Below are 15,070 nucleotides of genomic sequence, written 5' to 3'. Positions count from 1 at the left end.
GCAGCGTATCATCGCAGCTACCTGGATGGTGCCAGGCGCAGCAGGCTCACGAGTTCAGCCTGGCGGCTAGTGCCGGTCTTTGCGAAGATTGCCTTGAGCTGCATGCAGAATCGTATTTGGCTTGACTGATAGCGCTTGCGCGGCTGCGTCCACTGAGCTGCCTTTGGCAATCATTGCGGCAACGCGGGCTTCTGCAGGCGAAAGGTCGAACAACGCTTGAAGGATTTCCGGAGGCGGGCCGGGCTGCTGAATGACTGGTGTCACGTAAAGCAGGAACTCGGCTCCCGAAAAGACATCGCGTCCCGATCCACGCATCGGCAGAACATGGACTACAAATGCCTCGCGCGTGCGCGTCCTCCGGATGGGAATGGAAGCCCCATGAGCAGAGGCGGATCTTCCCTCCGACGCCGTGACGAAAAGAGCGTGAGCAGCTGGGTTCGAAATTTCGAGTTGAGAGCCGGTGCCAATCCGAATGTCGGGCTCATAGGCGAGCAGGGCATCGTTAGCCGCCAGCACCTTGCCGCCATGACCAAGCACAGCTGCCGCCAGGCCAGTCATTTTCAGACTCTCAACCGAGGCCCGCGCTCGCTCAAGGCCAACGCGTCCCGACAGCAGGGCAGCGCGCGCGATATGGGGTCGAAGATGATCGAGCTGGTCGGCGATCTCTCGCGGTACGGGGCCTTTTTTTGGGCCTTTTCGATCGAGACAACCAGGATGTCTCCCGCAGGGGAGTAGATCGAGGTGCCGATGCACCAGCCCAGACCACGGGGCCGAAGAAAATCAGTGTAAAAGGGTTCTCGATCCAGCTCCTCGGGAGTGAATGCATCAAGATCGGTAAGGAAGCGCGGTTCTTTGATCGGGACCAACCGCTCTCCCCGAGGATTCTTTAAATAGAAGGGACTAGCGATCCAAGCTTCTATGTGGGAGCGAATATTGTCGGTCGACAGCCACCGGGCGAGTCCCGGAGCGGCGGCAAACAGTAGGGCACCTTCAGCGTCAGCCAAACGTGCCAATCCGTCGAGTACAATCTTCCACCGCTCCGGTACTATCGCGGCTTCGTAAATCTCATCGACCAAACGGTCAGAATGCATTTGTAATGCCCAGCCCATCCGGGCTCTACAAAAGAAAGAAACGTGTCGCAATCCCTACTTGAGACGAAGCAATTCGGCTCGACCTTCCCCGCCGTTGTTCAACGCCGGTTCTCCCTGGGGTCAGCCGTTTTTGCGGAAATGCTAGTGATGGCTGCTGGCTTGCTCGCCTCGGTCGGGCCTGACGCCGAGTTGACGGACGAGAGCCTATGGAGCTGCCAGCCGGTCCGGACGCCTTCGTGTCCCCAGTCACTACTGAAATCATTGGCGAGCCCGAGAGGCGGCCACGATAGCCTTTGAAGATGATGTTGTTTTTTCCCGCATGAAGCGCCGAAGCAGCTTCAGCGGATCCGCCTCAAGCGCCTCCACGATAGCGATGAACTCGACAACATCCAAGCGGCGTTCGCCGCCCTCGTATTTGGCCACAAAGGATTGCGGCTTGCGCAGCTTCTTGGCGAGGGCGTGTTGACGGACGCCGGCCTTACGTCGCGTTGCGACAAGCAGGGTGATGAGGCGGGCATATTCGGCGGATTTGAGCGACTTTTCCATTGGCCGCCGGGTGTGATGCGATTCGGCGGCAGCCAATCTGATCCTAGAACGGGATTATCCCAAAAGAGGATCGAATTAACTCTCATGTGCGAAGCTGGTTGGCGAACCGCTCGGTTGTGCTGGACTTGTGCGGCCAGCGGAGCGCAATGGCGGGGTATGACAAATCCCAATAGGAGGCTCACAATGCTCGCTGAACTGCATCAGGACCCGCTTACTTCGCACTCCCGCGCTTCCAATATTCGGGAGCAGGCGCTGCTTCATCTTCTTCTCGGCCAGCTCATGGCCGCACGCTGGCAGCAGGGGCCGGCATGACATCGAGGTGCTCACCGGCGAGGTGGACCGGGGCGGCTACGACATCGTGCTGGAGGCCAACGGCATCCTCCGGCACGTCCAGCTGAAGTCGAGCTTCTCCGGCTCCAGCGTCCGGCACGTCACCGTCAGCACCCGGTTGCTGGAAAAGCCCAGCGGCTGCGTCATTTGGCTTGAGGTCGAGCAGCGCACGCTGGCCTTCGAGCGCTACTTTTGGTTCGGCGGCGAGCCGGGAGCGCGGCTGCCGGATCTGGGCGCGAAGATCAGCCGGCACACGCGTGCGGACAGCACCGGGCAGAAGCTCGAACGCCCCATGCACCGGGACCTCGGCAAGGCCTGCTTCGAGCGGGTCGATAGCGCGGATGAGCTGCTCGCCAGGTTGTTCGGCTAGGCAGCCCCAGAGAGAAGAGCGGCCAGCGATCCGCGGTTCGTGGGTGCGGCCGCTCGTTCTCTCAACGAACGGCGCAGGCCTTGAGACAACGCCAAAGCCTTTCGGGCCATCGGGGGCGAACAAGAGCAAAAAGGCGATAGCCTCTCCAAGGCCCAGGGAAGGCCGTGGAGGAGATTTGCCTCCTGGCCGCACTCCGACAGGTCCGGAATCCTTCAAATTCGTGCTTTTGAGGCAAACTTATCAATTGCTTGGCTCATAATCTCAAGCAAAAACAACGGCTTAATCGGTGCCGGGCGAGCCGTCACGGCTCTGTTCATCCAGTTGGAACGCGTCAAGCAGGGACCCTGTTGCCGCCGTGGGGAGGCCTGGTTGGCCCAAATAATGCTATAGTTGGGTGATACATCATTGTGGAGCCAAATCGATGCACCCGCTTCCCAAAAAGGTACAGCCACCTTCCCAGTTTGAAAAGCCCGCCAAGCAGCGTTTGCTCGAAAAGGCGGATGAGCTGTTTCGTTTGCTCGGGGTCAGGGTCGCTCCAATCTCGATCGCTCACGAGGCCCACACGAACATCGACACCTTCGCTAAATATTTCGGCCACGGTGAAGCGTTGGTGGGTCGTTTCATCAAGACGCTGATCGAGGAGTGCGAAGACTATTGGCGCTCTCTCGCCGCAGAACATCCGAACGATCCCGAGGCGCAGCTGCGGTGGTGGCTAGCCTTCGAAGAGGATCAAGACGGCTACATGATCCAGCCGCGGGTGTTGCTCTCACGCACTGCGGCCGAATTGTTCGAACCTCGCAGGCAGCAGCAGCCGCTTTTGCGGCAGATCGAGGAATATTGGCAGGCGGAGAGGCGTCGCGTGGTTGGACTGTGTCGGGCCGCGGGCTTTCGCGATCCTCTCGAGGCTCGCGGACAAGCTGCTTTTACTGGTGCACGGCGCACGCAACGAACGGGGTGCTTACGGGCGCATAACACCGAGTCGCGTGCTGCAGAAGACCGGGATAGAGCTTATGGTTGCCCACGGCGCCTCTGCCAGGCGCGCGACCGACGATGCCCCCGATCTGGATTGAGATTGAGCATGAGCACGACCGATGATGCCGCTGTGGTGGTCTTTACCTCCGAGACACGGCAGGAGCTTCTGGGGCACGCGGGGTCGCGCGGCTGGGTCCTCAGTCCCAAGAGTGTCGAGCACTGCCCCTACCTTGTTTGCTGTCGGCGGCAGAACTGGGAGAACAAGGCCGAAGGCATTGCCCCTCGGACCGCATTCCTGGTCGGCCGGATATCATCGCTCACGCCGCTCGATGAGACGAAGAACTCGCGGGGACAGGCTCGGTTTCACATCGGGATATCGGAGTTCGCCGACGTTGCTGTTGATGAGGTCTGGCGCAAGGAGCTGCGCAACCCCGTCGCCTATCTTGGCCTGAAGCAGCTCGGAATCCAGCTGAAGCGGCTGAAGTTTCAACCGGTGCCAGGCACGCGGCCGGCCGACTCTGCTGAGGTGCGAGAGGGGCTGACGATCGCCGAGGCGAAGAGAGCGCTGGCCGCCACCTTTGGCGTGCGGCCTGAAGATGTCGAGATCACAATCAAGGGGTGATCGGATTAACCAACGCCGCGATCGCGGGGCCATTCTCGCGCTAGTTGGTTTGAAGTATCAAGATAGATGGTGATATAGTTTGACCTATCCTTTGGAGAGAGGTCTCAATGAGTGATTTCCGCGTTGACCATTTGCCCATCGCCGATCTGAAGCCGAACCCGGCCAACGCCAGGCGGCATTCGCGCAAGCAGCTGCATCAGATCGCGGCCTCGATCCGCGAGTTCGGCTTCAACAGCATCGTGGTGATCGATGAGGACGGCATGATCCTGGTCGGACATGGCCGCGTCGAGGGCGCGCGGATGGCGGGGTTGGAGCGGGTGCCGGTGTTGCGGGTGGGCCATTTGTCGGCCGCGCAGAAGATCGCGTTCTCGCTCGCCGACAACAAGATCGCGCTGAACTCGGACTGGGACATGGACCAGCTGCGTGGGCTCTGGCGCGAGCTGATGGGTGTCGAGATCAATTTCGATGTGGAAGTCACCGGTTTCGAGACCGCCGAGATCGACCTGCTGGTGGATGGCGAAGCGGGGCGCGAGAAGCCCGACAAGAGCGATCTCGTTCCAGCCGTTGGGTCAGATCCGGTATCGCGGCTCGGCGACCTCTGGGTCCTTGGCGAGCATCGCTTGCTGTGCGGGGATGCCTGCGATCCCGCCTCCTTCGCGGATCTGATGGATGGTGACGAGGCGCGCGTGGTGTTCACGGACCCGCCTTACAACGTGCCGATCGACGGGCACGTCAGCGGGCTCGGCGCAGTCAAGCATCGCGAATTCAAGATGGCCTCCGGCGAGATGAGCTCTTTGGAGTTTGCGGGGTTCTTGAGTGTGGTATTCGGCAATATGGCGCGGGTGAGCGTGGACGGCGCGATCCATTTCGTCTGCATGGATTGGCGCCACATGGACGAGGTGCTCAAGGCGGCCGGCGGTGTCTATTCCGAGCTGAAGAATCTGTGCGTCTGGAACAAGAGCAACGGCGGCATGGGCTCATTCTACCGCTCCAAGCATGAGCTGGTGTTCGTCTACAAGGTGGGGCAGGGGCTGCACGTCAACACGATCGAGCTCGGCAAGCACGGCCGCTACCGCACCAATGTCTGGGACTATGCCGGCATCAACAGTTTCGGCGCCAGCCGTGCGAGCGAGCTTGAAATGCACCCGACGGTCAAGCCCACCGCGCTCGTGATCGACGCCATCAAGGACTGTTCGCGTCGTGGCGACATCGTGCTCGACCCCTTCTCTGGATCCGGCACGACCATCATGGCCGCGCAGAAGTGCCGGAGGCGGGCTCGGGCGATCGAGCTCGATCCGCTCTACGTCGATGTCGCGATCCGCCGCTGGCAGGCCTATACCGGGCAGGCCGCGACCATGGCTTTGACCTGTGAGACATTCGCCGAGGTTGAGCAGCGCAGGGCCGATCCACTCCAGTAGCAGGGCATTTGCTCGGCTCCGAACAAAGACGGGGCCATTCAGCCGGCTTGATCTGCCAGGTAGAATGGTATATCTATCTTGGTAGAAGGTGGATAATGAGCCTGAATATTAAGAACCGCGAGGCGCATGAACTAGCAACCGAGCTAGCGCAGCGGACTGGGGAGTCGCTGACCGCGGCGGTCACGAATGCGGTACGTGAGCGGCTGGAGCGGGTTCGCCGCGCGCAAGGTGCACGTCTGTCGGATCGTTTGTTGAAGATCGGCGAGGATTGCGCCAAGCACTTGAAAGAGCCGTACAGATCGGTCGATCACGGCGATCTGCTCTACGACGAGCGCGGACTGCCTCGATGATCCTCGATACATCTGCGCTCATTGCCATTTTGCGTGGCGAACCCGAAGCACGGCGCTGCGCGCTTGCGATCGAAGCGCATCCCATTCGGCGGATGTCTGCAGCCAATTTCGTCGAGGCAGCTGTCGTGATCGATGCCAGCCGCGATCCTATCGCTAGCCGCCGTTTCGACGAACTGGTGAAGGAAGCACAGATTTCGATCGAAGCTGTGACCGAGGCTCAGGCGCAGGTCGCGCGCGAGGCCTATCGCGATTTCGGCAAGGGCAGCGGCCATCCTGCCAGACTAAATTTCGGCGACTGCTTTGCTTACGCGCTCGCCAAAATCACTGGCGAGCCTTTGTTGTTCAAAGGTGACGATTTCATCCATACCGATATTGCTTCGGTCGACCCGTGACGATTTCCATCGCAACGGCTTCGGGCCAGCTATATTCAATTAAACATCTGAGGTTGCCATGGGGGCGCGGATTCCGTAGGTCGACAGACACCGAGGAGCAGATTGCGCGCAAGCGCAACCGGCTCGTTCTGGAGCAGGCGCGCGACGTCGGGCTGATTGGCAGGGCAAAGGACACGCGCTTGTCTGTCCGGTTGCCGGCAGGCTTGCTCGAAACGGCAAAGAAGCGGGCTCACGTGTCCTACGATACCCAACTCCTGGAGATCGCCTTGTCGCGTTTGGCGCTCGAAGACGATTTCGGGGCGCGACTTGTCCAGCGCAAGGGAAGAATCCCGGCAGAGATCGATCTTGCGATTTGATCTCCAGGGGCTCTGCGGAGGCAGAAGCCGCACAGCGCCTAGAGCGCTCAACCCGACCCGATTGCGAACTTGCCTGGGCCTCCGACGAACCCTTGGTCGAAAGCGGGCTGATGCTCAATGCCAGTGTTGTTCAGACAGACCCCCCGGACGCCGTCGATAGATTGCTGACGTATCGCGCCTTCCATCATTTGGCCGTCTACCTTGCCGAACTAACTCTTGTCTTGGCAGCTCGTGGCGGCCTGCTCGCCAATTCGGCGGCTTTGCTTGCTCAACACCATTAATTGCGGTAGAAAGCTCTTGCCTCGTGCGAGAGCCGGGTTGGGTCCTTTTTGGGACTTTGCGTGATGCACAAACCCGGCATGTAGTGCGGAAATGATGGCGTGACGCCTGATGGGTCTGAATCTCTGCTTGCAGGGATTTGGTAACCGGAGGTCACGCCGTTTTCGTTTGCGCATGTCCTCCTGAATTCCGTCATTCGAGGAGCACAACATGGCTCGCAATCTTAAGGGACAGTTTGAAAAGGGCACGTCGGGCAATCTCAATGGACGCCCGCGGAAGCAGCCGCATCCCATCTCCGACGATCAGGTTCGCCGCGATTTCTTCGATGCAGCAGAGATGCCGGTGGCGATGGTGGTGGGAAATAAGCGCGAGTTCGTTCCAGCGCGTGTTGCGATAGATCGCCAGCTGGTGGCTAAGGCCGTATCCGGTGATATGCGCGCTATCTGCGAATATAATAAGAGAAAGGATCGGTTTACGCTTGAGCATGTCGAGCTCCAGCTGAAGAATCTTGAGGCCATCTTCGCGGCCGAAGACCGTATCCGTATGTTTCCTGAAGATGTCACTGATGACTTTAAGCGTCTCTTGGCATTGTTGCGAAAGAAGATTGATCCGGACTATTTGCCGTAAAGACCCCGGAAAAATCCAATCTAATGCTCGGGAGCGCCTCTTCGGCGCTCCCTTTTCTATTCCAGGTGCTACGCAGATGCGACAGCCTGGATGTGCCACTTATCTTGACACTGCGCTTGAGAGCGGTTGTCCGCTCGATCTTGGCCTGTCTGAAGGGCCGTTCACTGGCGACCTGCGGGATGAATGAGAGAACATCGAGTGTACGATCCTGTCGCAGGTTGCAGGCCTGACTGGGGTGCTCACCTGCATCTCGTCGTCAAGGCCTGGGCGGCCGGAAGAGGCTTCCCCACCCCGGACGACTACATCGCCGCGATCGCCGCCGTGCATGGGTTCGCCGTGGCATCGCGCGATACGAGTGCGTTCAATGCCGCGAGTCTGATGATCATCGATCCGTGGATGGTGGTCCGCTTCTAGGGGCTGAGCGGAACTCTGTCGTCGGAACTCCCGAGGGCGGCGTTTGACCCAGAGCCGAAGTGTTGGTTGATCTAAGTGAAGCTCCCGCAGTGACCGTGAGAGCCGGAGCGAGAGCGCAACATCCTACGTTCGCTCTAGGGCGCTCTTAAGGGTCTTGAGTAGATATTCGGGCCGCCACGATTTTCCGACATTAACGGCATCCCGCAAGACTTGATGGGCTTGGAGGTCGGCGGCAACGTAGCCGCTGGCGAGAATGAACGGCACCGCCATTGCGCTGAGCGTCTCTGCGACCGGCGTGACCCACTCTCCGGCGAGGTTGACGTCTAGGATGGCAGCGTCAGGCCGGTCCCCCTTCAACACCTCCAAAGCACCATCCACATCTGCAACCGGACCGATCACGCGGTATCCGGCAGTCCTCAATGCGGTATCGACCTCCAATGCGATGAGATACTCATCTTCGACAACCAAGATTCGGGGAGCGTCGTGCACAATGTGTACCGAGGTTCAAGCATCCACAGGCGCGGTGATGTGAACCCTTAAACCGGTTGGCTCATACTTCAGTTCCACCGTGCCGCGTAAGCCCTGCACGGCGCTGAGATCGATCAGCCTGGAGCCGAAGCCAGAGCGAGACGGCGGAGTGACGGGTGGGCCGTTTTCCTCTCTCCAGTCGATGTGAAGGATAGTTTCTCCCTGCTCTTGCGACGTACGCCAGCTCAGGTGAACTACCCCTCCAGCATTGGAGAAGGCTCCATACTTCCACGCGTTGGTGACGAGTTCATGCAGAATGAGGCTCAACGGCAGGATCTGCCGCGGGTTGAGACGCACCGCCGGTCGGGGGTCACCCGGTATCGCTCCGGGCCCGCGGCCTTCAGCGATTGCTCCACAAGGGCGCTCAGATCGGCTTCAGCGCTGCCAGCCAACGCGATGGTCTCGGCTTCGGCCACAGCCTGGAACCGTCCCAAGAAGGCATCGCGGTATTCCTTGGCGGTGCGGCCCTCCACATCTGTCTGATTGGCGAGGGAGCGTACGATTCCAAGAAGATTCTTCATCCGGTGGCGGGTTTCCGCGAGGAGAATGTCTTTTTGGACGTCTCGTTGCCGCCTGTCGGTCACGTCTTCGAACAGGATCAGGATGCTGGAGCTGTTATTGTCGGGGTGAACAAGACGACGTGCACTGACCAGCATTGTGCGCGGGCCGATGGCCGGGAACTCGGCCGTCACTTCGTAGCCGACCACAGCGGTGGACCGAGGAATGATCTCGTTCACAAGGCGCCTGAGCCCGGGTATGTCCCATTGACCGTTGCCAAGGTCGAACAGACTCCGTCCAACGGTATCGTCGCGGCCAACCCTGAAGGTCTCATAGAACCCGCGATTGGCCGTAAGGACACTGGCGGTCTGGTCGAGCACCAGGAGGGGCTCCTCCAGGGTGTCAACGATCCCTTGCGCTTGGACATGCTCACTGCGCAGAAGCCGGTACAAGTCTTCGAGGTTCATTTGGCGTTCACCACAGGAGGTTCCGCTTAGGCTAATACGGAGTGTGGTCGTCCACAACCAAATTGGGCCTGTGTACGGAAGTGAACGTTGGCGAGTCCTGACCAGCGAAAGGCAGATAGAGATGAGGCTCTTTTCGCCCGATACTTGACCCGCTGTTCGTTCCGCGCTCTAGCGGCTTACGCCTTTTGAGCCATTCCCCACGAGTTCCAGCGCAGAAGCGAAAACATATATCTTGCGCGGCGACTGCGAAAAGGCGCACGGTCGCAGCATCACAGCCCGGACATCGGCTACTATCTGTGATGAGAACGCCGGTAGCGCTCCCGCCCCCTCGATCTGGGAGCAGCGCCATGTCAAAACGGCGTCGTTTCAAACAGACTCAATCACTCGAAGAGCGGCTTGCTGAAGAGGCAAAGCACTTGCGCGAACAAGCTACGCTGCTTCCGCCCGGGCCTTTGCGCGAGCAAGTCATGCGCAAGGCTCGCCAATGTGAAACCGGCTCGCACATGAGCGAATGGCTACAATCGCCTGGATTAAAGCCGCCGGATTGAACGACTTCAACGAGCAACTGTCGCGTTGAGCGCGCGTTGACCATTCATGGCAGAGTCGTTCGGCAGCGAATTTACAATCGTCGAGGTGACGTCGGATTCGGACTCCACGACCGAGCTTTGGCTTGCGCTCGCCAAGCCAAGTCAGGCGGTCACTCTCGTGCTTGCTGAAGTACCAGAAGGCTGGACTGCCCAGGTCATCCCAGCAGTTTTGACCGAAAAGCAGCTGAGAATGTTTGAACAAGTCAAGCTCAACCCCGGGGAGGTCTATCGGCTTTCTTCGGAGTGAGAGCGCGCTTGCTTGCTTTGCCTCCTCGACGTCTACTCGTCGCCCGTAGCTGACCTTCACGGCGATGCCTGCTGAAGGCCGCTTGTGAAGACTGAACGGGCAAGGCTCCGCCTCTGCGCGGGCTAGTCAGGCTTCTGTAGACGAGGCCTAGTCGATGCTCTCAAGCATCCTCGCCGCTCGAGTGCGATGCACCCCTTTTCTGCATCTCCATGTCGCCCCCTGCTAGACGGTGGACCTGAAGCAGCCCTGTTCGACCCCTGTAACGACCCTGATCATCTCCTGTTCTTGATCCTGTTACTGGCGTCCCCTTGGCGGTGCAGGTGGCTCATAAACTGCTCAGATGTGGGCATTTTCTCCTGCATGTTGCCCGCCAGCGACGATATCGCGCATATTTATCAGGCAGATCAGGTGCATGAGGACGTGACCTCACCCTCTAAGCCCTCTTGCTGCCCAGTGACAATCGTCTCATCGACTCATAGAAAAACCGCCGCTGCTGATTGCTCAGCATTGCGGCGGGCTGTCGTCGATTGAGCGGTTAGTGAAGCGCTTCAGTTCGTCACCGCACGTACCAATATCCCCACCAGCGGTGCGACACCGGACGCGCCTGCGCCTTCAGGGCGGCGACTTCCTCGACCGGGCGAAGCTGGGGACCATAGATCGCGGGCGGGTAAACGTCATCCCACAGTACAACGCCGCCTTGGACGGCGGCGGCCCGGTGTGACGGCGCCAGCGCGAGCTCGGCGGCCGGTGCAACCGAGACGGTCACGGCGAGACCAAGAGCGGCCAGGGCAATCGATGGAATAAGAGCGCGGAAGTTCATTGGATTGAATCCCTCGTAATATGCGATGCGAAATAATGCGACGGGTTCCGGACGGTTGCAAGGGCGTGGGCCGACCGGTCGGCCGAAATTTCCTGTTCGCGGAAACCGCAGTCAGGCCTGCCCGACGGCAACGATGTTGGAGAGGCCGGGCCCTGCGCGGACGTCTCTCTATATAGAGTGCTCCTCATCGAGTGAGCTTGATCGCTGCGATCGATGCGCGCGAGATTGCGCCGCGTGCACGCCAGAGGTCAGGCATGAACAATCTTTCGGCGGCCGGCGGGCAGCAGGAATCATGATGTCGACACAGTGCTCGCTCTTATAAGCTCTGGACTATCCAGGGCGACTCCCATGACTTCAGCATTCGTCTCCACTTTCATTTTCAGTGTCGGACTCATCTCGGGATACGCGTTGCGTGCTTGGCGTATCCAGCGAAGTCCCGCGGAATCATCCCGTGGCGCCTCGCGCCGAACGGCCGGTGCAACTCCCACCTCAACGTTCGGTCACGCCCGGCGAGCCTTTTAGGCCGCGTCCGATGCGCTGGCAGAACGCGTGATTTCACTGATACGAATGGGGCATGGCGAGATGAGCGAACCGAAGAGGGACGCGCCCCGGCGCTACATCGTGGATGGCGCGGGACAACGCGTGCTTGTCGGCCTGACGATCTCGGAGACGGCTGAGTTCGAAGCCCTCGATAATCCAGGCGCCCTGCCTGGCGCCGACTTGCTTGTCGAGGCGCGGCGGGTGCGCCAAGCCAGGCATGGCGAGCGTTGGCTGGAGCTCTACGTCAAGCACGAGCGGGCCTGGAACGATTGGATGGCCGAGACGCGTGCGCGGCTGCAGAAGCCCTGCTTGCTCAACTAGATCGGGCTCCGGGCTTCGGCACCCTCGGCGGGCGGTCGTCGTCTCACACCGCGAGCATGCGGCTGCCCTGGATGCTCATCAGGGTCAGGTTGCCGGTCGCATAGGCGCCGGTGTCGATGTTGACCCGGTTTGCCAGGAACTCGGCGCTGCGGACCGGCGTGTGACCATGCACGATATATTTGCCGAACTGCTGCTCGCTGCGCAGGAAGTCTTCGCGGATCCAGAGCAGATCGCGTTCGGCCTGCTCGGTCAGCGGAACGCCCGGGCGAACGCCGGCGTGGACGAAGAAGAAGTCCCCGCAACTGAAGCTCAGCCGCAGATTATCGAGGAACTCCAGATGTTCGGTGGGCATTGCCCGGATCAGATCGCGCATGATCGATGCGGGCTCGTCGCGCTTCAGGTCCGGCGGGGGAGCCCGTAGGACATCAACGTCTGGGCGCCGCCCACGGCGATCCAATCCTCGAACAGTGAAGGGTCCTCGAACACGCTGACAAGGAACGCCTCGTGGTTTCCCTTCAGGAAGACCGCGTTTCCACGACGGCTCCGTTCGACCAGGACGTCGAGCGTGGCGCGCGTATCCGGGCCGCGATCGATGTAATCGCCCATGAACACCTCGACCGCGTAGCGCGGCCGGCTGTGGGCAACGTCGGCGTCGATCACCCGCAACATGGGCCGGAGCAGATGCGCGCATCCGTGAATGTCCGAGATCGCATAGATTCGGACACCCTCCGGCAATTGCGGTTTGGGAACGGGCGGACGTGGTCGGGCGAGAGATATCATGGCGCTCAATCGATCGGGTGGTCGAAAAATTTCCCCAAGTCGCCGGCACCGAGGAGCTTCCATCCAACGAACAGCGTGCATTCGGCGAGGGAGCGTCCCTGTTCTCCGGCTCGATCACGCCAAAAGAAGGGCGCGGCAGTTTTTGCCGACTGCCCATGCGGGCAACGCGAATGATCGCTCGGCCAGAATTGCATGCCTGAATCGAATTTCCAGACGCACGCCCAGATAGAAATCCATCGAAATTCTCGCAACCGCTCGGGCGCAGCCTCATTGAGGAATTGCGTCGCCTGAAAGATGGGCGGCAAGACGCTCGCGCAACGATCAGCTAACGCGCCGGATGTGGAACTTGATTCAAAATAGGGCAACGCGTTCGCTCCTATGTCATCACTGTGACGACATTTTCAGCGCGACGAATTTCGCCGCGCATTTCAACGCGACACACGATCCTTGCGACGCAAAAGTTTTGCGTGCAGCGCCACAATGTCGCTGCGATCAGTCAACACCTTCCGTGCGGGGAAGTGACGAGTCTTCAGCATCACGATGAGCGTCAGGCACTCTCTCGATAAGCAGAGGTTCGAATGGCTGTTGCAACTTATGGTTCTGAAAACGCTCACACGCTGTCGTCGACGCGCGGTGGCTCTCTTCAGAGGCCATTTCAGATCGTCGTCATGGCGGCTGACTTTCTGCTGATCTTGTTGAGCTATGTCGCCGGGGCTTCGCTGTATGGCGTAGCGGTCGCTTCGCCCAATGACGGCGCTTCGGTGGGAGCGGGGCTGTTTGTCGGCGTGGTGTTCGTGGCGGTCGCCTATTTCCGGGACGTCTATGCCACGCACCGTCTGCTCAACGTCGTCTGGCAGCTTCGCAAGGCGGTGCTGATCTGGCTGACCTCGCTGACGATCCTTGCCGTTGCGGCCTTCCTGCTGAAGTCGACGGATGATCTGTCGCGCGGCGCCGTGCTCGTGTTCGCTGTGATCGGCGGACTCGGCCTGATCAGCCTCCGCTTCGTCTGGCAGGCGGTGTTCGGCACCAGCTTTGCGCGAAGCAGGCTGGTCGATCGCAAGGTGATCCTGCTCAGCCTCAAGCCGCTCGACTTCACATCGAGCCGCTTCAAGGACCTGCGGAGGAATGGCTTCGACGTGATGCGCCATTTCGTGCTCGGAGCCGATCGGGACGACGGCCACTGGGAGCGGCAGATTCGCGACGTGATCCGTCAGTCGCGTTCGGCCGACGTCGACGAATATCTGCTGGCGATCGACTGGAACGAGTTGCCGATGCTTCGCAAGCTGGTGCCATACTTGCGCGCCGTCCCACAGCCCATACGCCTGCTGCCGGACGACCCGGTCGCTGATCTCGTGGCCCGTCCCTTCCTGCCGGTCAGTGGAACCGTAGCGGTCGAAATCCAGCGGCCGCCTCTCACCATTCTGGAGCGGCTGCAGAAGCGCTGCCTCGACATTGGCGTGGCCGTGTTCGCGCTGGTGATGCTGACGCCGTTGCTGCTGACCGTTGCCGTGCTGATCAAGCTGGACTCCCCGGAAACGTCATATTCCGGCAATCGCGCCGCGGCTTCAACGGCAGGCCGTTCGAGATCTGGAAGTTCCGAACCATGACCGTTTGCGAAAACGGCGAGACCATCGCGCAGGCGACCAAGCAGGATGCCCGGGTCACCAAGATCGGGCGCTTCCTGCGCATGACGAGCATCGACGAACTGCCGCAGCTCTGGAACGTGCTGCGCGGAGATATGTCATTGGTCGGGCCGCGACCGCATGCGCTGGCCCATGACAATTATTATGACGAGCTGATCAGCAACTATGTCTACCGGCACCACATGAAGCCCGGATTGACGGGCTGGGCCCAGGTGAACGGGTTCAGAGGGGAGACGCCGACGATCGATCTGATGGAAAAGCGGGTCGAGTACGACGTCTGGTACGTCAGCAACTGGAGCATCTGGCTCGACCTGAAGATCATGGCCCGCACGGCGTCCGCGGTGATGTTCCAGGAAGCCTACTGACTGCTCAATGGCCCGATGATCGAAAGCGGCAGGCGGCGGAGCTCAGGTTCCGTCCCGTGTCGACCTGCCGAAGAGCCGCATGATCGCATCCCGCAAGGCGAGCAGCGGCGGCACCAGCACGAAGAAAGCCCCCATCGCAACGGAGACGATGACATGGCGGATCGAGAACGGTTCGTCCTGCTCGATCTCCCGCCGGCTCGGATCGATGGGCGCGGGCGAGAGTGTCGGCGCCGCCATCGGCTGCCGACGCGCCTTGCGTGGAGGAACCACGATCAACACGAACAGGATGTTGAGCAGCACCCAAATAGTCAAAATCGTGAGGACGATCAGCATCCCGAGCCCGCCGGAAAGGAACTACAAATATGAGCCGAGATTAGCCTCAGGGAACCCAGAAAGAAAGATGCCCAAAGTCTCGGCATTTTGAGGCGTCGAAGACCGGATTGTCTCGTCTTGTCGATGAACGTTGGCCAATTGACGCACTGTCCTAGCCGTCGCCGTCTTCGTCAA

The 15,070-nt window shown here is 60.2% G+C and carries 22 protein-coding genes and 2 pseudogenes; 14 read left to right on the top strand and 10 right to left on the bottom strand.

Translation table 11 applies throughout. From position 1 onward, the window contains the following. Positions 1 to 66: 66 nt before the first annotated feature. The 3 genes from ACETMP_RS16010 to ACETMP_RS16000 all read right to left on the bottom strand — a co-directional run bounded on the left by ACETMP_RS16010 (position 67) and on the right by ACETMP_RS16000 (position 1,673). Complete coding sequence (locus ACETMP_RS16010) at positions 67 to 558, bottom strand: helix-turn-helix transcriptional regulator (protein ID WP_375161678.1); 492 nt, start codon at positions 556 to 558, stop codon at positions 67 to 69. Positions 559 to 560: 2 nt separating this feature from the next. Beyond that, on the bottom strand, positions 561 to 1,091 hold the full coding sequence (locus ACETMP_RS16005) for a hypothetical protein (RefSeq protein ID WP_375161677.1): 531 nt from the start codon (positions 1,089 to 1,091) through the stop codon (positions 561 to 563). 258 nt (positions 1,092 to 1,349) lie between these two features. After that, positions 1,350 to 1,673, bottom strand: a complete 324-nt coding sequence (locus tag ACETMP_RS16000) for a helix-turn-helix domain-containing protein (RefSeq protein WP_375161676.1) — start codon at positions 1,671 to 1,673, stop codon at positions 1,350 to 1,352. Positions 1,674 to 1,820: 147 nt separating this feature from the next. On the opposite strand from ACETMP_RS16000, the gene ACETMP_RS15995 reads away from it, so the two are divergent. The 9 genes and pseudogenes from ACETMP_RS15995 to ACETMP_RS15955 form a co-directional block, all read left to right on the top strand. Then, entirely contained in the window at positions 1,821 to 1,949 is a 129-nt protein-coding gene (locus ACETMP_RS15995; protein WP_375161675.1) for a hypothetical protein, read from the top strand. A 7-nt stretch (positions 1,950 to 1,956) separates the two neighbouring features. Beyond that, positions 1,957 to 2,337: a hypothetical protein gene (locus ACETMP_RS15990; RefSeq protein WP_375161674.1), complete on the top strand. Its 381-nt coding sequence runs from the start codon at positions 1,957 to 1,959 to the stop codon at positions 2,335 to 2,337. Between the two features lie 421 nt (positions 2,338 to 2,758). Continuing rightward, positions 2,759 to 3,931 (top strand): hypothetical protein, encoded by a 1,173-nt coding sequence (locus ACETMP_RS15985; protein WP_375161673.1) that lies wholly within the window; start codon positions 2,759 to 2,761, stop codon positions 3,929 to 3,931. A 107-nt stretch (positions 3,932 to 4,038) separates the two neighbouring features. Further along, entirely contained in the window at positions 4,039 to 5,349 is a 1,311-nt protein-coding gene (locus ACETMP_RS15980; RefSeq protein ID WP_375161672.1) for a site-specific DNA-methyltransferase, read from the top strand. Between the two features lie 95 nt (positions 5,350 to 5,444). Beyond that, a complete protein-coding gene (locus tag ACETMP_RS15975) occupies positions 5,445 to 5,699 on the top strand; it encodes a type II toxin-antitoxin system VapB family antitoxin (RefSeq protein WP_028134735.1) in 255 nt (84 codons plus the stop codon). Next, positions 5,696 to 6,091: a type II toxin-antitoxin system VapC family toxin gene (locus ACETMP_RS15970; RefSeq protein WP_028134736.1), complete on the top strand. Its 396-nt coding sequence runs from the start codon at positions 5,696 to 5,698 to the stop codon at positions 6,089 to 6,091. The genes ACETMP_RS15975 and ACETMP_RS15970 overlap by 4 nt, the downstream gene beginning before the upstream one ends. A gap of 53 nt (positions 6,092 to 6,144) precedes the next feature. Further along, on the top strand, positions 6,145 to 6,447 hold the full coding sequence (locus ACETMP_RS15965; protein ID WP_375161920.1) for a hypothetical protein: 303 nt from the start codon (positions 6,145 to 6,147) through the stop codon (positions 6,445 to 6,447). Between the two features lie 489 nt (positions 6,448 to 6,936). Continuing rightward, the gene (locus ACETMP_RS15960) at positions 6,937 to 7,353 is read left to right on the top strand and encodes a DUF5681 domain-containing protein (RefSeq protein WP_375161671.1); all 417 of its coding nucleotides are present in this window, start codon (positions 6,937 to 6,939) and stop codon (positions 7,351 to 7,353) included. Positions 7,354 to 7,602: 249 nt separating this feature from the next. Then, positions 7,603 to 7,767: pseudogene (locus tag ACETMP_RS15955) on the top strand (VapC toxin family PIN domain ribonuclease); the annotation flags it as partial. A 123-nt stretch (positions 7,768 to 7,890) separates the two neighbouring features. Here the strand turns inward: ACETMP_RS15955 and ACETMP_RS15950 are convergent. Genes ACETMP_RS15950 through ACETMP_RS15940 form a run of 3 tightly spaced genes read right to left on the bottom strand, consistent with a single transcriptional unit; the run spans position 7,891 to position 9,260 of the window. Beyond that, on the bottom strand, positions 7,891 to 8,235 hold the full coding sequence (locus ACETMP_RS15950; RefSeq protein WP_375161670.1) for a response regulator: 345 nt from the start codon (positions 8,233 to 8,235) through the stop codon (positions 7,891 to 7,893). A 36-nt stretch (positions 8,236 to 8,271) separates the two neighbouring features. Then, positions 8,272 to 8,562, bottom strand: a complete 291-nt coding sequence (locus ACETMP_RS15945) for a hypothetical protein (RefSeq protein WP_375161669.1) — start codon at positions 8,560 to 8,562, stop codon at positions 8,272 to 8,274. Beyond that, on the bottom strand, positions 8,559 to 9,260 hold the full coding sequence (locus ACETMP_RS15940; RefSeq protein ID WP_375161668.1) for an HWE histidine kinase domain-containing protein: 702 nt from the start codon (positions 9,258 to 9,260) through the stop codon (positions 8,559 to 8,561). Before ACETMP_RS15940 ends, ACETMP_RS15945 begins: the two co-directional genes overlap by 4 nt. 347 nt (positions 9,261 to 9,607) lie before the next feature. On the opposite strand from ACETMP_RS15940, the gene ACETMP_RS15935 reads away from it, so the two are divergent. Together ACETMP_RS15935 and ACETMP_RS15930 are read left to right on the top strand one after the other, a co-directional pair. Beyond that, positions 9,608 to 9,808: a hypothetical protein gene (locus tag ACETMP_RS15935; protein WP_375161667.1), complete on the top strand. Its 201-nt coding sequence runs from the start codon at positions 9,608 to 9,610 to the stop codon at positions 9,806 to 9,808. 46 nt (positions 9,809 to 9,854) lie between these two features. Further along, positions 9,855 to 10,094, top strand: a complete 240-nt coding sequence (locus ACETMP_RS15930; RefSeq protein WP_375161666.1) for a hypothetical protein — start codon at positions 9,855 to 9,857, stop codon at positions 10,092 to 10,094. 556 nt (positions 10,095 to 10,650) lie between these two features. Here the strand turns inward: ACETMP_RS15930 and ACETMP_RS15925 are convergent. Beyond that, complete coding sequence (locus ACETMP_RS15925) at positions 10,651 to 10,914, bottom strand: hypothetical protein (protein ID WP_028134743.1); 264 nt, start codon at positions 10,912 to 10,914, stop codon at positions 10,651 to 10,653. 582 nt (positions 10,915 to 11,496) lie between these two features. On the opposite strand from ACETMP_RS15925, the gene ACETMP_RS15920 reads away from it, so the two are divergent. Further along, positions 11,497 to 11,775: a hypothetical protein gene (locus ACETMP_RS15920; RefSeq protein WP_375161665.1), complete on the top strand. Its 279-nt coding sequence runs from the start codon at positions 11,497 to 11,499 to the stop codon at positions 11,773 to 11,775. Positions 11,776 to 11,818: 43 nt separating this feature from the next. On the opposite strand, the pseudogene ACETMP_RS15915 reads toward ACETMP_RS15920, so the two are convergent. Together ACETMP_RS15915 and ACETMP_RS15910 are read right to left on the bottom strand one after the other, a co-directional pair. Then, a pseudogene (locus ACETMP_RS15915) lies at positions 11,819 to 12,555 on the bottom strand (metallophosphoesterase family protein). A gap of 5 nt (positions 12,556 to 12,560) precedes the next feature. Beyond that, positions 12,561 to 12,920, bottom strand: a complete 360-nt coding sequence (locus ACETMP_RS15910; RefSeq protein WP_375161664.1) for a hypothetical protein — start codon at positions 12,918 to 12,920, stop codon at positions 12,561 to 12,563. Positions 12,921 to 13,223: 303 nt separating this feature from the next. On the opposite strand from ACETMP_RS15910, the gene ACETMP_RS15905 reads away from it, so the two are divergent. Together ACETMP_RS15905 and ACETMP_RS15900 are read left to right on the top strand one after the other, a co-directional pair. Continuing rightward, complete coding sequence (locus tag ACETMP_RS15905; RefSeq protein WP_375161663.1) at positions 13,224 to 14,162, top strand: hypothetical protein; 939 nt, start codon at positions 13,224 to 13,226, stop codon at positions 14,160 to 14,162. Continuing rightward, the gene (locus ACETMP_RS15900; protein WP_375161919.1) at positions 14,096 to 14,563 is read left to right on the top strand and encodes a sugar transferase; all 468 of its coding nucleotides are present in this window, start codon (positions 14,096 to 14,098) and stop codon (positions 14,561 to 14,563) included. Before ACETMP_RS15905 ends, ACETMP_RS15900 begins: the two co-directional genes overlap by 67 nt. Before the next feature lie 42 nt (positions 14,564 to 14,605). Here the strand turns inward: ACETMP_RS15900 and ACETMP_RS15895 are convergent, their stop codons facing one another. Next, positions 14,606 to 14,896: a hypothetical protein gene (locus tag ACETMP_RS15895; RefSeq protein WP_257177961.1), complete on the bottom strand. Its 291-nt coding sequence runs from the start codon at positions 14,894 to 14,896 to the stop codon at positions 14,606 to 14,608. Positions 14,897 to 15,070: the final 174 nt, after the last annotated feature.

The organism is Bradyrhizobium dasycarpum (genome assembly GCF_042019905.1).
GTDB classification, from domain to species: Bacteria; Pseudomonadota; Alphaproteobacteria; order Rhizobiales; family Xanthobacteraceae; genus Bradyrhizobium; species Bradyrhizobium japonicum_B.
This window is presented reverse-complemented; position numbering and strand designations above follow the sequence as displayed.

Coding starts and splice junctions, on each gene's coding strand:
- ACETMP_RS15940 (WP_375161668.1), bottom strand. CDS start 9,260: ATGAACCTCGAAGACTTGTACCGGCTTCTGCGCAGTGAGCATGTCCAA.
- ACETMP_RS16005 (WP_375161677.1), bottom strand. CDS start 1,091: ATGCATTCTGACCGTTTGGTCGATGAGATTTACGAAGCCGCGATAGTA.
- ACETMP_RS15970 (WP_028134736.1), top strand. CDS start 5,696: ATGATCCTCGATACATCTGCGCTCATTGCCATTTTGCGTGGCGAACCC.
- ACETMP_RS15905 (WP_375161663.1), top strand. CDS start 13,224: ATGGCGGCTGACTTTCTGCTGATCTTGTTGAGCTATGTCGCCGGGGCT.
- ACETMP_RS15935 (WP_375161667.1), top strand. CDS start 9,608: ATGTCAAAACGGCGTCGTTTCAAACAGACTCAATCACTCGAAGAGCGG.
- ACETMP_RS15985 (WP_375161673.1), top strand. CDS start 2,759: ATGCACCCGCTTCCCAAAAAGGTACAGCCACCTTCCCAGTTTGAAAAG.
- ACETMP_RS15975 (WP_028134735.1), top strand. CDS start 5,445: ATGAGCCTGAATATTAAGAACCGCGAGGCGCATGAACTAGCAACCGAG.
- ACETMP_RS15960 (WP_375161671.1), top strand. CDS start 6,937: ATGGCTCGCAATCTTAAGGGACAGTTTGAAAAGGGCACGTCGGGCAAT.
- ACETMP_RS15980 (WP_375161672.1), top strand. CDS start 4,039: ATGAGTGATTTCCGCGTTGACCATTTGCCCATCGCCGATCTGAAGCCG.
- ACETMP_RS16010 (WP_375161678.1), bottom strand. CDS start 558: ATGACTGGCCTGGCGGCAGCTGTGCTTGGTCATGGCGGCAAGGTGCTG.
- ACETMP_RS15895 (WP_257177961.1), bottom strand. CDS start 14,896: ATGCTGATCGTCCTCACGATTTTGACTATTTGGGTGCTGCTCAACATC.
- ACETMP_RS15925 (WP_028134743.1), bottom strand. CDS start 10,914: ATGAACTTCCGCGCTCTTATTCCATCGATTGCCCTGGCCGCTCTTGGT.
- ACETMP_RS15930 (WP_375161666.1), top strand. CDS start 9,855: ATGGCAGAGTCGTTCGGCAGCGAATTTACAATCGTCGAGGTGACGTCG.
- ACETMP_RS15920 (WP_375161665.1), top strand. CDS start 11,497: ATGAGCGAACCGAAGAGGGACGCGCCCCGGCGCTACATCGTGGATGGC.
- ACETMP_RS15995 (WP_375161675.1), top strand. CDS start 1,821: ATGCTCGCTGAACTGCATCAGGACCCGCTTACTTCGCACTCCCGCGCT.